This window comes from Paenibacillus mellifer (assembly GCF_023195895.1).
Taxonomy (GTDB): domain Bacteria; phylum Bacillota; class Bacilli; order Paenibacillales; family Paenibacillaceae; genus Fontibacillus; species Fontibacillus mellifer.
On record NZ_JALPRK010000015.1, the window covers coordinates 35365 to 48888 of the forward strand.

The 13524-nt window shown below is 52.1% G+C and carries 16 protein-coding genes; all 16 read left to right on the plus strand.

The window, feature by feature from the left end:
- Positions 1-22 precede the first annotated feature (22 nt).
- Complete coding sequence (locus tag M0651_RS15700) at positions 23-1465, plus strand: protein-glutamate methylesterase/protein-glutamine glutaminase (RefSeq protein WP_372490968.1); 1443 nt, start codon at positions 23-25, stop codon at positions 1463-1465.
- Positions 1466-1493: 28 nt separating this feature from the next.
- Positions 1494-3566 (plus strand): chemotaxis protein CheA, encoded by a 2073-nt coding sequence (locus M0651_RS15705; RefSeq protein WP_248552687.1) that lies wholly within the window; start codon positions 1494-1496, stop codon positions 3564-3566.
- Positions 3567-3598: 32 nt separating this feature from the next.
- Positions 3599-4060 (plus strand): chemotaxis protein CheW, encoded by a 462-nt coding sequence (locus M0651_RS15710; protein WP_248552688.1) that lies wholly within the window; start codon positions 3599-3601, stop codon positions 4058-4060.
- 36 nt (positions 4061-4096) lie between these two features.
- On the plus strand, positions 4097-4693 hold the full coding sequence (locus M0651_RS15715; protein ID WP_282577943.1) for a chemotaxis protein CheC: 597 nt from the start codon (positions 4097-4099) through the stop codon (positions 4691-4693).
- Positions 4683-5180 (plus strand): chemotaxis protein CheD, encoded by a 498-nt coding sequence (locus M0651_RS15720; RefSeq protein WP_248552690.1) that lies wholly within the window; start codon positions 4683-4685, stop codon positions 5178-5180. The genes M0651_RS15715 and M0651_RS15720 overlap by 11 nt, the downstream gene beginning before the upstream one ends.
- A 2-nt stretch (positions 5181-5182) precedes the next feature.
- On the plus strand, positions 5183-5602 hold the full coding sequence (locus tag M0651_RS15725) for a hypothetical protein (RefSeq protein ID WP_248552691.1): 420 nt from the start codon (positions 5183-5185) through the stop codon (positions 5600-5602).
- 15 nt (positions 5603-5617) lie between these two features.
- Positions 5618-6406 (plus strand): FliA/WhiG family RNA polymerase sigma factor, encoded by a 789-nt coding sequence (locus M0651_RS15730; protein ID WP_248552692.1) that lies wholly within the window; start codon positions 5618-5620, stop codon positions 6404-6406.
- 45 nt (positions 6407-6451) lie between these two features.
- Positions 6452-7861, plus strand: coding sequence for a FapA family protein (locus tag M0651_RS15735; RefSeq protein WP_248552693.1), 1410 nt, complete (start codon positions 6452-6454; stop codon positions 7859-7861).
- Between the two features lie 65 nt (positions 7862-7926).
- Positions 7927-8250 (plus strand): hypothetical protein, encoded by a 324-nt coding sequence (locus tag M0651_RS15740; protein WP_248552694.1) that lies wholly within the window; start codon positions 7927-7929, stop codon positions 8248-8250.
- A 35-nt stretch (positions 8251-8285) separates the two neighbouring features.
- Complete coding sequence (locus tag M0651_RS15745) at positions 8286-8906, plus strand: hypothetical protein (RefSeq protein WP_248552695.1); 621 nt, start codon at positions 8286-8288, stop codon at positions 8904-8906.
- Positions 8903-9520, plus strand: a complete 618-nt coding sequence (locus M0651_RS15750; protein ID WP_248552696.1) for an MltG/YceG/YrrL family protein — start codon at positions 8903-8905, stop codon at positions 9518-9520. The genes M0651_RS15745 and M0651_RS15750 overlap by 4 nt, the downstream gene beginning before the upstream one ends.
- A gap of 225 nt (positions 9521-9745) precedes the next feature.
- Positions 9746-10444, plus strand: a complete 699-nt coding sequence (gene rpsB, locus M0651_RS15755) for a 30S ribosomal protein S2 (protein WP_248552697.1) — start codon at positions 9746-9748, stop codon at positions 10442-10444.
- A 201-nt stretch (positions 10445-10645) separates the two neighbouring features.
- Entirely contained in the window at positions 10646-11296 is a 651-nt protein-coding gene (gene tsf / locus M0651_RS15760; protein ID WP_248552698.1) for a translation elongation factor Ts, read from the plus strand.
- 93 nt (positions 11297-11389) lie between these two features.
- A complete protein-coding gene (gene pyrH / locus M0651_RS15765) occupies positions 11390-12118 on the plus strand; it encodes a UMP kinase (protein WP_248552699.1) in 729 nt (242 codons plus the stop codon).
- Positions 12118-12672: a ribosome recycling factor gene (frr, locus tag M0651_RS15770; protein WP_248552700.1), complete on the plus strand. Its 555-nt coding sequence runs from the start codon at positions 12118-12120 to the stop codon at positions 12670-12672. Before pyrH ends, frr begins: the two co-directional genes overlap by 1 nt.
- A 71-nt stretch (positions 12673-12743) precedes the next feature.
- A complete protein-coding gene (gene uppS / locus M0651_RS15775; protein ID WP_248552701.1) occupies positions 12744-13511 on the plus strand; it encodes an undecaprenyl pyrophosphate synthase in 768 nt (255 codons plus the stop codon).
- The last annotated feature ends 13 nt before the right edge of the window (positions 13512-13524 follow it).

Sequence of the window (13524 nt, forward strand, 5' to 3'; positions counted from 1 at the left end):
AAGGAACAGGGGTGGAACGTTGATGTCTTATCGAGTGATGGTGGTAGACGATTCGGCGTTTATGCGTAAGATCATTTCGGATCTTATCGAACAGGAAGAGGCTTTTCAGGTCCAGGCGACGGCCAAGAATGGACGCGAAGCGATTGAGCAAATCGTGCGGATCCAGCCGGATCTGGTGACCATGGATGTGGAAATGCCGGAAATGAACGGCTTGGATGCACTCAAGGTCATCATGAAGGAACATCCGCTGCCGGTGATCATGTTGTCCGGCATCAACGAGCAGGGCATGCGAGAGACGATCATGGCGCTGGAATCAGGCGCCTTCGACTTCATCCGCAAACCGTCGGCCACCACTAGCTCGCATGACATCGAGCAGGTGGGGCGCGAGCTGCGCGAGCAGATCCACGCCGCGATGCAGGCCAAGCAGCGACGTGACGCCTGGACGGCTGCGCAGCCAAGCGCGCCGGTGCAGCCTTCGGCGGGTAAGCCGCCGGCGCATGGCGCGGAGGCTTCCGGCCCTGGCGGCGCGGCGGCCGCGTCTCCGGCGCCGCCCGCTGGACGGGCGCTTGCCGGCGGCGGCGACTCGGCCGCGGCGCGCCAGCCGCTCGCGGGCTCGTCTCGTCCGGCGACGAGGCTGCCCGCAGCGAACCCGGCCGCGCCAAGCGTCGGCCGGGAGGCCCCGGGCCGGCGCCCGGCGAAGGCGCCGGCAGAGCGCGCGCGGCCGGCGACGCGGCCCGCGCAATCGCCGGTCGGCGGGGCGAAGACAGCCCCGCCGGCCCGGCCGGCACCGCCGCCGCTGGAGTCGGCGGCGGAAGTGGCCGCCGCCCGTGAACCCGCGGGCGGCGCTGCGGCCAGAGGGCGGCCGGAGCTCCGCCGCTCTTCGGCGGGATTCACCGATCTTGTGGCGATCGGTACATCTACCGGAGGCCCCAAGGCGCTGAAAGCGGTCTTGGAGAAAATTCCGGGCGACTTTCCGTCCCCCATCGTCATTGTGCAACATATGCCGCCGAACTTTACCAAGTCGCTCGCTCAACGACTCAACAGCTTATGTGAGCTTAACGTCGTTGAGGCAGAAGAAGGTCAGGAATTGCAGAGTGGTACGGCATACATTGCTCCGGGAGGTTTTCATTTGAACGTTGTGCCTGGTTCTGCAGGCGGTTACCGCGTCCATTTGACGAAAACCGAACCCTGCAACGGACATCGACCTTCGGTGGACGTCTTGTATGAATCGCTGCTCCCGCTGCAAGCGCTGAAACGTCATATCGTGCTGCTAACCGGGATGGGCAGCGACGGGGCGAAAGTGATGAAGCGGCTGTATGACGCTGGCGTGACTTCCACGATTGCCGAAAGCGAAGAGACGTGCGTCGTATTCGGAATGCCGCGCTCGGCGATCGAACTGAAATGCGTCAGTCATGTATTACCGCTATACGAGATTGGCCCCAAGCTTGTACAAGTTGTGAAATAACGGAATCTCTTGGAGGAGGTGCCTCACCATGGACATGAATCAGTATCTATCCATGTTTATCGATGAGTCGAACGATCATTTGCAATCATTAAACGAAAAAATGCTGGAACTGGAAAGCAACCCTGACGATATCAGCATCGTTCAGGTGATTTTCCGGTCGGCCCATACGCTGAAAGGCATGGCGGCAACAATGGGCTTCGAGGACTTGTCTTCGCTCACGCACCAGATGGAAAACGTGCTTGACCTGGTCCGGAACGAAAAGCTGAAAATGCAGGAGTTTATTTTCGACACGCTGTTCAAGAGCCTGGATGCCCTGCAGATGATGGTACAGGACATTACCCAAGGCGGCGAAGGGAAAGCGGACGTTAGCGAGATCGTTGCATCGCTTCAATCCATCGTACGCGGGGACTTCGCAAGCGGCGGGGGCTCGGCGGCAAGCAAACCGGCGGCGACAGAGACATCTGCTTCCGGTCCATCGGCCATCCAGCTGGATCAATATCAATTCTCCGTATTGGAGCAGTCCATTACGGAAGGACATAAAGTGATGTACATCGATGTGGCGATTCGGGAAGATTGCCAATTGAAAGCGGCTCGCGCCTATCTCGTATTTGACCTCCTGGAAAGATACGGGGAAATCGTGAAATCTTCGCCATCCGTTCAAGATATCGAGCAAGAAAAATTCGAACGCAGCTTCTCTCTTTACTACATAACACAAAAAGAGGCTGACGAGATCCAAAATATGATCCTTAACCTGTCGGAAATTGATACCGCTCAGGTTGCGCCGCTGGACCATGAGACCTTGGCGCAGCTTACTTCCGGGGCGAAGGAGACAGCCGCAACTGCGGAGGCTGTAGCGCCTGCCCCTGCCTCAAGTGCAGCTTCGCCGGCTAAACCGACCGCGGCTGCTGACGCTAAGAGTAACGCCCGACCTGCAGGGGGAGCGTCCGCTCCTTCCCGGACGATTCGGGTCGATATCGATCGCCTGGACGTGCTGATGAACCTGCTTAGTGAGTTGTTGATCGACCGCGCCCGTCTGGAGCAACTGGCCGACGAAGTGAAACGCGGCGATCTGACCGAAACCGTCGAGCATATGAGCCGTGTCGGCAGTGATTTGCAGAACATCGTATTGAAGCTGCGGATGGTACCGGTCGATACCGTGTTCAACCGTTTCCCGCGGATGATTCGCGATTTGGCGAAATCGCTCGACAAGAAAATCGATCTCCAAATCGTAGGTGCGGAAACCGAAATGGACCGTACGGTCATCGACGAGATTGGCGATCCCTTGGTGCATTTACTTCGGAACGCAGTGGATCACGGTGTGGAATCTACAGCTGAACGGATTGCGGCAGGCAAACCGGATACAGGAACGGTTCAGCTTCGTGCTTTCCATAGCGGCAATCACGTGTTTATTGAAATCGAGGATGACGGACACGGCATCGATCGGAATAAAGTATTGCAAAAAGCGCTTAAAAACGGCGTCGTGAAAGAAAGCGAAGCCGCTTCAATGACAGACGAGCAGGTATTCATGTTGTTGTTCGCACCGGGCTTTAGTACGGCGGAGGTCATCTCTGATATTTCTGGACGCGGTGTTGGCCTCGATGTCGTCAAATCGAAAATTGAATCCTTAAGCGGTGTCGTAGCCGTCGAATCGAAACTGGGCTCTGGCACGAAGTTTTCGGTTCAACTCCCGCTAACCTTGTCGATCATTTCGGCTATGCTCATCAAGGTTGGGACAGAGAAATATGCGATTCCTTTGTCCTCGATCGTCGAAACCGGCTTAATCCGCCGCGACCAGGTTCGAGAAGTTCATGGCTATACGATGGTGGCTTATCGCGATACACATATCCCTTTACTGTCACTCGCCAAGTTGTTTGACATTCCGGGCTTCTCCGAGAATGACGAAGAGGAAACAGAAATCGTCGTCATTCGCAAAGGAGATCGATTGGCTGCCTTAACGGTAGAGGATTTCATCGGTCAAAGTGAAATCGTCATTAAGAATCTTGGCAAGTACCTGCCGTCGGTGCAAGGGGTTGCCGGAGCTACGATTTTGGGTGACGGACAAGTAGCGCTCATCATCGATCCGAATGCTTTCATTAAATAAGGCCAGTTTTACACTCTAAGGAGGGTTTCCACATGGGAGAGGAATTGAAAGTCATCGTATTTAAATTGGGTCATGAGGAGTACGGTATCGACGTGGACAAGGTCCAAACGATTGAGCGCATGATGCCGATTACACGCGTCCCTAAAACGTATGCGTTCGTCAAAGGGGTTATTAATTTGCGCGGCGTGGTTATTCCGGTGATCGACCTGCGCGGCCGTTTCGGATTACCAGAGGCCGAATACAGCGATCAAACCCGGATCATTATCGTATCGGCTAACGAGATGGAAGTGGGATTCATCGTGGATTCCGCCAATGATGTTATCGATCTGGATTCCGATCTGATCGACTCCCCGCCGGACGTAGTTGGAGGCATTAAAGCTAAATATCTTCACGGAGTGGCCCGTATTTCCGAGGAGCGCCTGCTCGTCATGCTGAATCTGTCGGAAGTGTTAAGCCGGAAAGAAATCATTCAATTGGAAAGCTTAGAGGGCTAAACCGTGGATTTGTTCAAAGGGTTTGAAGACTTCAAAATGGACATTTTAAAGGAAGTGGGCAATATCGGGGCGGGTAACGCCGCCACCGCGCTGTCCAAACTATTGGACAAGCCGATCGATATGGCCGTTCCCAAGGTCCAAATGCTGCCATTTGAAGCGATTGCGGATCGCGTCGGCGGCGCGGAGAACCTGGTGCTGGCGGTGTTCTTCCGCGTCGAAGGGGAAGCGCCGGGCAATCTGTTCTTCATCCTGAGCCCAGAAGCCGCGAAGAAGCTGCTTCATCGCTTGGCCGGCATCACCGTGGAGAATGAAGAAACCTTCTCGGAGATGGAGTGGTCGGCGCTGTCGGAGATCGGAAATATTTTGGCCGGGTCGTATTTGTCTTCCTTGGCCGATTTCACTTCCTTGTCGATGTCGCCTACCGTTCCTGCCCTGGCTCTTGATATGGCGGGCGCGATCTTAAGTTACGGACTCCTGCAGTTTGGTGAAATGGGGGATTCCGCCCTGCTGATTGATACCACATTCATCGAAGGTCACCATGAGGTGGAAGGTCAGTTCTTCCTCATTCCTGATCCGGATTCATTCGCTAAAATCTTTGCAGCGCTTGGGGTACCGATCGATCATGATCGATGAGCAGTATATCGTTAAGGTAGGCATGGCCGAGTTGAATGTCATTACTCAGCAGGGATTGATACGAACAACCGGCCTAGGCTCCTGTGTAGGACTGACTTTGTTTGACCCGCAGCTCAAAGTTGCCGGTCTTGCACATGTGATGCTGCCTTCCTCGGATATCGCCCGGGAAGGGGCGCTGAATATCGCCAAATACGCGGACACCGCAATTCCGGCGTTGTATCAGAAGTTGCTGGAGCTTGGTGCGGCGCCTCGCCGCCTGGTCGCTAAAATGGCCGGCGGCTCACAAATGTTCACCTTTGCCACCAGCGGCGACTCGATGCGGATCGGTCCGCGAAATGTAGAATCTTGCAAACAGCAGCTGTCCGAGCTGAGTATTCCTTTGCTCTCGGAAGATACGGGAGGCAATTATGGCCGAACGATTGAATTGGACAGTACGACGGGGATCTTATATGTGCGAAGTGTACAAATGGGGATAAAGGAATTGTAGCCATGCCAGGAAAATTGAGATATTACTTGTTGTCGGGTTTTATCGGATTTCTGATCACGTTTGCCGTTTCGGCGGGGAACAATTTGTTCATGACTAGCTTTATCCGGGGTCTCATTTCGTTTGCCGTCTGGTTTCTGCTTGCGTTTACGGCAAGCTGGATGCTTGGGTTCTTGAAGGAAATGCCAGGAGATCACGTACCCGTTCAAGAGGCGGGTCCGGCAGCCGAAGAGGGCAAGGGCGGTAATCTCGATCTGTTGACGCCGGATGAAAGCGAGCAGCTGAATGATCTATTAAAGCCTGCTCCGTCTGCTTCGGAAGTGGAGCAATTTGCACCACTGAATCCGCCAAAATTAGTAAAGACACCTGACGACAAAGATCCTGAAGAGCTGGTTAAGGTCGTTCGTCACCTGACAGAAGAATAAGGAGGGTGAAGGCAATTGAACGAGCGGAAGACATCCACTCTGAATCATGCCGACCTTTGGGAAAGCTGGAAAGAGCACGGCGATTTAGAGTCTAAGAAACAACTTATCGAGAAGTATCTGTCTATTGTCGACTACGTTTCAGGACGTCTCGCTGTCGGCTTGCCCAAAAACGTATCCAAGGACGATCTCGCCAGTAACGGTGTCATGGGATTGATCGATGCGGTCGAAAAGTTTGATTACAAACGAGGACTGCAATTCGAAACCTATGCCTCTTGGCGGGTTCGGGGCGCAATTTTGGACGGCCTGCGGCAAGGGGACTGGGTTCCCCGATCCGTGAGAGAGAAAGCCAAGAAAATCGAAGAGGGATACCAGCATTTGGAACAGCAATATCTCCGCTCTGTCACTGATTCTGAGATGAGTTCCTATTTAAATATCAGCGAGAAGGAATTTCAAAGCATGCTCCAAGATGTTGCCGTCATGACGCTTTGTTCCCTGGAGGATCCGATACGCGAAGAGGAATCGGAGACTCGTCTTACTTTACTCGTTGACGAAAAAGCAAAAAACCCGGATTATAAAGTCAGGGAGTTTTATTTGCGCGATTCCCTTGCCAAAGGGATCGAGAAGTTGACCGAGAAGGAGCGCACGGTCGTCTCCCTGTTGTATTACGAGGATTTATCCTTGAGCGAAATCGCCGAGGTTATGTCTTTATCGCCCTCGCGGATTTCGCAGTTGCATTCCAAGGCGATCTTACGCCTTCGCGGCAGCTTGGAGAAGCAACGCGATCTGTTGATGCGTGAAGACTGACGGGTTATTTTTAAGCGAGTGTATGATGGAGGGAGGAACGGCTTCGTGGAGCTTCTGGATGATTTAAAACAGATCCTGAGTGTGACGCTGAATGATGATAAGACGGTGGCCTATTTGCAGTTTCTAAAGAAGGAAGACGATTTTGCCTGTTCGGCGGATGCGCTGCTTCATTTCCTGCAAAGCGAGGGCTTGAAATTCGGGATTCAAGAGGATATCGTCAAGCGTTTCGCGGCGAATCCGAAGGAATACTTTTTCAGCAAAACGCCAATTGCCATGGGACAGGAACCGATTCACGGGGAGAACGGTTTTATACGCCATGCATTTTCTTTGGACGATGATAATCAGCATCGACCTGTGGAATCCGAAGACGGCAAGGTGGATTTAAAGGATGTCACGCGGCTAAACAATATCCGAAAAGGACAATTGATTGCGGAGCTCGTGCCTCCTGTTCCGGGTCGTCCCGGCACAGCCGTGACCGGCGAGGCGATTCCTTGCCGTGAAGGCAAAGAAGCCCGGTTCAAAATTGGCAAGAACGTTGTGTTGAACCCTGAACAGGTCGCGATGTATGCCGCGATTGACGGTTTGGTGACGCGAACAGATAAAGGCAAGCTGAATGTGTTCCCGGTGTATGAAATTAACGGGGACGTGGATTACAGTATCGGTAATATTGATTTCGTAGGAACAGTCGTTGTCCGCGGGAATGTGCTGACAGGTTTTCGAATCAGCGCTGCCGGGGACATTCGCGTCGTTGGCGGGGTTGAGGGGGCTGAATTGTTCGCGGACGGGTCCATCGAGATTACCGGGGGTATTATCGGCTATAACAAAGGGCTGATCAAGGCCGGGCATAACATAAAGAGCTCGTTTATCCAGGACGGTAACGTCCAAGCGGGTGAAGATGTGATCGTCTCGCAGAGCATTATGCACTCCAATATCCGTGCCGGACGCGACGTGATCTGCAGCGGGGCTAAAGGTTTGATCGTTGGAGGGAACATTCAGGCAGGCGAGAAGGTGATCGCACGGATCATTGGCAATCCGATGTCAACAACGACCTCAATCGAAGTAGGGGCTTTGCCGGAGTTGCGGAGTGAGTTACAGGAACTTCGTCAACAGGTGAAGGATCAGCTTGCTAACTTGGACAAGACGGAGAAGGCGCTTACTTTGCTGGATCAACTTGCTTCTATGGGGAAATTGACCCCGGATAAGGTGGAGATGCGGTCGAAGCTCAATATGACCAAAAAGTCCAATATGCAGGAACTGAACCTGATGAAGGAACGTATGCTGTCGATCGAGAAGGCACTCGAGGATACCGGCAAAGCCCGGGTCGACGTCCTTAAAATGATTTATGGCGGATCCAAAATCGTCATCGGGAGATATACCAAGTACATTAAGGAGCCCATTTCGCGAATGTCCTTTTATTTTAGCGAAGGGGATATTTCCATGTCGGCTTACATCTAGTAAAGGCACTCATAGGAACGATATTCGAATTATCCATTCCCTTCGTTTATAAATGAGGTGATCCCATGAATATGAAATCCGTGGAAATGCAAATCGCGGTCCCTCGGACCAGTGAGGCGGGACGTGTTCAGCATGATCAGCAGCATCGACCTCTTCTCGACCAAAGTCTGTTATCGGCTCAAGCCTTAAAGGACAGCGAGATAGAGCGCCGGCGAAGCGCCGGCGTGGATGAGAGCGCCCATAATACGACGGTAAGGCGGGAAGGAAATGGTTCTTTCGCGCAGGAGCAGGAACATGGGGGCTCCGGAGACAAGTCGGACGAGCAGGGACAGGAGCCGCATAGAGCGGAACATCCTTATAAGGGTCGGCATATCGACCTGTCTCTATAGAAGAGATCACATCAACGCAAAAGGTGAGGATTACATTGTCATTTGGAGAGCCTTGGTTTTACATCGTATTGCTTGGGGCAGCGGCGCTTGTCTATGCCTTGCTGCTTCCGGGGCGTCAGTCTGCGTCACCCAAAGCCGATATGGCCAGAGATTTGGAGGTCACTTTGGAGCAATACATGGCGGAAATCGAAAATGAAAACCAAGAATTGATCGATATGGTTGGACAGATGAAGCAGGATTTCGTCTCGAAGCAGCTGGTGCAGCAGGAACAAATTGCTGAATTGCGCCGGCGACTGGGCGACGCAGAAGCTTCCGCAAAGCAAGCCGAAACGCGCCTGGGTCTCCTGGAAAGTGCCATGGAGAAGTCGACCGTCGCTGCTGACTTGGCGCAAGGGGGGGCGATTCACACGATTGCCCATAATCTTCCAATGATTGATGTTGCGGCTGCCGCAGCATCCGAAAGCTTGCCATTAGACCAGCCGTCCTTGAAGGAGGAAGCGGAACCCCCGCAGGAACAGGTTCGGGATCGATATCCGGAGCTGTTCGAGCTATATGGCAAAGGGAAATCGATTGATATGATCGCCAAAGCGATGGGTCTTCAACGCGGTGAGGTTCAACTGATTTTGCAGTTGGCCAAGAAGGAGGAGTCCCGATGATGAAGAACCGCCAGTTTATGCTTGGATTGGGGTGCGGACTCATCGCAGGAGCTTTGCTTCTCCAGTTGATGTTGATTGGGCAAGGCAGCAACAAAGAACTCCACTCGAGAGAGCAGATTGAACGAGCTGCCGTGCTTGCAGGCTTAAAGGTCGTAGAGGTGGACCAAGAGCTGTTGACGGAAGAGGAATGGCTGGAGCGATCCGGCCAGGCTTCGGGCACACCTGAGGACGGAGTGGGGAACAATCCTGTAACCCCGGTCGATCCAGCGAAGCCTAATGCACCGGCGGCTCCCGACACACCGGAACAGCCCGGAACTGGGGATGGACAAGCTATGCCCGGCGCGAAGTCCGGAGCAATGAACGAACCAGCAGCTTCGGATTCACCTCCGCTTACGACGGTGGAATACAAGATCGTCGGAGGCACGACGTTGGAGGGCGTAGCTGAAGGCTTGGAGCAAGCAGGGGTCATCGCGGACAAGAGCGCATTTTTAAAGACAGCCGTATCTAAGGAAATTAACTACAAGGTTCGTGCGGGAACGTATCGTTTTCAAGTCGGCGAGGACTTTGATTCGATCATCTCAAAAATCTCTCTTAAGGATACCGGGAACAAATGAATAACACATAAAAAGGCACCTAGGGTGCCTTTTTATGATGCCGTCGATTTACGTCAAACATCGGTTGCATTCCCCTGTTTAGTTATGGTATAGTAATTGACGGTGTTATAACGCACGCGGGATGATTTTGCCAAGGGTGCTCGCCTTTTCGATAAGGGAGTCTTGGTGGAAAATGAAACCTGCGGAGGAAGCATCAAAAAAACCAAACTTAGGAGGTGCGTGAAGATGGCAGTAATCTCCATGAAACAACTGCTTGAAGCAGGCGTTCACTTCGGTCACCAAACTCGTCGTTGGAACCCGAAAATGGATCGTTATATCTTCACTGAAAGAAACGGTATTTACATCATTGACCTGCAAAAGACGGTCAAGAAAGTGGAAGAAGCTTACAACTTCGTTAAGAGCGTAGCAGAAGAGAATGGTACGATTCTGTTCGTAGGCACGAAGAAACAAGCTCAAGATTCCGTGAAAGAAGAAGCTGAGCGCGCGGGTCAATTTTATATTAACCAACGCTGGCTGGGCGGCACGTTGACTAACTTCCAAACGATTCAAAAACGGATCGACCGTTTGAAGAAGCTGGAAGCTTGGGAAGAAGATGGCACGTTCTCCGTATTGCCGAAGAAAGAAGTTATCATTCTTCGCAAAGAGAAAGATCGTCTTGAGAAGTTCCTTGGCGGGATTAAGAACATGAAGGGCTTGCCTAGCGCTCTGTTCGTCATCGATCCTCGTAAAGAACGCATCGCGGTTGCTGAAGCCCGCAAATTGGGTATTCCTATCGTAGGTATCGTGGATACAAACTGCGATCCGGACGAAATCGACTATGTCATCCCAGGTAACGATGACGCGATTCGCGCGGTTAAACTGTTGACTGGTAAAATGGCAGATGCTGTGATCGAAGCTCATCAAGGCGAGCAAACGACGGCTTAATAGCAATAGCTTAGGCTAAAACGATAAATTAAATGAAAAGGGTGGTTGGTAGGTGTCAAACCTCTCACTACCCTTTTTTTAAAGTGAAGAAGACGGTATAAAATCGACCGACCCATAGGATGTTATTACATATGCGGATGGTTTTATATCTTTAGATTTGAAGGGGTTCACCCCTATATATCGATATGGAGGGAATTAAACATGGCTGTTGATGCAAAATCGGTTAAAGAACTACGTGAAAAAACCGGCGCGGGGATGCTGGATTGTAAGAAGGCGCTGGAAGAAGCAAACGGCGATATGACGAAAGCAATTGAGTTTTTGCGTGAAAAAGGACTCGCTGCCGCCGCGAATAAAGCGGGCCGTATCGCAACAGAAGGCGTAGTTGAATCTTATATCCACGCAGGGGGCCGCATTGGCGTTCTGGTTGAGATCAACAGTGAAACGGACTTCGTAGCCAAGAACGAGCAATTTAAAGAATTTGCCCGCGACGTTGCGATGCATATCGCAGCAATGAGCCCACGTTATGTGCGTCGGGAAGAAGTTCCTCAAGAGGAACTCGAGAAAGAGAAGGAAATCCTGAAAGCCCAAGCTCTGAACGAAGGCAAACCGGAAAAAATCGTCGAGAAAATGGTCGAAGGACGTATCGGCAAATACTACGAAGAGTTCTGCTTGTTGGAGCAACCTTTCGTTAAAGATCCAGACAAAACGATCGCTCAACTGCTGAATGAAAAAATCAGCACAATCGGTGAAAATATCACGATCCGTCGTTTCGCTCGTTACGAGCTTGGCGAAGGTCTGGAGAAAAAGGTGGACAACTTCGTAGAAGAAGTTATGTCCCAAGTGAACAAATAAGCAAGCCATCTCACATACATGTGAAGGAAAGTTGGAACACGCCGTGTTCCTTCTTTTTTAACCCGCGAATGAGTTCAGTGTGGAGGTATACATTTGGAACAGCCAGTGTTTAAACGTGTTGTCTTAAAGGTCAGCGGAGAGTCGTTGTCTGGTCAAAACGGTTACGGCATCGACGCCGAGACGATCGCTTCCATCGCCGAACAGGTGAAAGAAGTGGTGGAGCTCGGCGTACAGGTGGCGATCGTTTGCGGCGGCGGCAACATTTGGCGTGGGATCGCCGGCAGCGCTAAGGGCATCGACCGCGCCACTGCGGACTATATGGGGATGCTCGCTACGGTTATGAATTCCCTGGCTCTGCAGGATGCGCTCGAGCAAATTGAGGTGCCTACCCGGGTGCAAACCTCGATTGCCATGCAACAAATCGCCGAACCCTACATCCGGCGCCGGGCGATCCGCCATTTAGAGAAAGGTCGGGTTGTGATTTTTGCGGCGGGAACCGGTAATCCGTTCTTCTCCACGGACACAACGGCCGCTCTACGTGCCGCCGAGATCGAAGCGGAAGTCATCCTGATGGCGAAAAACAAGGTTGACGGCGTCTATTCCGCTGATCCGTTTGTAGATCCGAGCGCGGTGAAGTATGAATCCCTCACGTATTTGGAAGTGTTGAACAAAAACCTGGGTGTCATGGACTCGACAGCTTCCTCGCTGTGTATGGACAATGATATCCCGTTGATCGTTTTTGCCATTACTGAACAAGGGAACATTAAGCGCGTCGTTCTCGGTGAGAAAATCGGGACGATCGTCAAAGGGAGTGTAGATTAATGCCGCAAACGATTAAGAAACATGCTGAAGACCGTATGGACAAAGCGATCCAGGCCTTGAAGAGAGACCTGGCGACGCTGCGTGCCGGAAGAGCTACGCCTTCGCTGCTTGATCGCGTTCAGGTTGATTACTACGGTTCGCCAACGCCGATCAATCAACTGGCTAATATTAACACGCCGGATTCCCGAACGTTGATGATCCAGCCTTGGGACAAATCATCTTTAGCGGAAATCGAACGGGCGATTCAGAAATCGGATCTCGGATTAACCCCGGCAAACGATGGTACGATGATTCGCTTGTCGATCCCAGCCTTGACCGAAGAACGTCGGGTAGAACTCGTGAAGATGACGAAGAAATTCGGTGAAGAGGCGAAGGTTGCCATCCGCAACATCCGCCGCGACGCGAACGATGACATCAAGAAGCTGGAAAAAACCGATATTTCCGAAGATGAATCGCGCCGACATCAAGAGGATATTCAGAAAACGACGGATAAGTTTATCGCGGAAGTGGATAAGGTCCTCGCTGCGAAAGAAAAAGAGATCATGGAAGTTTAAGAGACAAAAAGCGGCCCCTCCTATTACGGTGGGGTTTTGTCTCTTTTTCATCATCGGCTGGAGGAAAAGGAATGATCAAGTTATTTCAACCCTGGCGGAAAAAGAAGAATTCTGGGGCATCCGTCAGCCTGTCCCCGGACAATATCCCGAAACATGTCGCTATCATTATGGACGGTAACGGAAGATGGGCGCGCAGGCTGGGTTTGCCGCGTATCGTCGGTCATCGATCGGGGATGAAAGCCGTCAAGCGGGCTACGATCGCGGCGGACGAACTTGGTATTTCCATATTAACCCTGTATGCTTTCTCGACGGAAAACTGGAAACGGCCGAAGGATGAAGTGGACTATCTCATGTCGCTTCCACAGGAATTTTTGGCGATTGAACTGGAAGAGTTAATCGAGAAGAACGTCCAGGTGCGTATGATGGGACATACGGATGAGCTGCCCAAGCACACGATTGCCGCGATGGAAGAAGCAATTGAGCGAACCAAACAGAACACTGGCTTGATCTTGAATTTTGCCTTAAATTACGGCAGCCGCCGCGAATTAACGGAAAGCGTAAAGGATATTGCTCGGGCGGTTCAAACAGGTGAGCTGTCGGTGGAGGAGATTACGACGGACACGATTGAATCCAGGCTGCTCTCTGCCGGCTTGCCTGAACCCGACTTGCTGATTCGCACAAGCGGAGAGCTGCGATTAAGTAATTTTATGCTCTGGCAAACGGCTTATAGTGAGTTATGGTTCACGGATATTCTCTGGCCGGATTTCGGTAAGGAGCATTTGGTTGAAGCGGTAGCCGAGTATCAGCGCCGCACGCGGCGATACGGCGGATTAACCTAGCGATGGAAGGTGT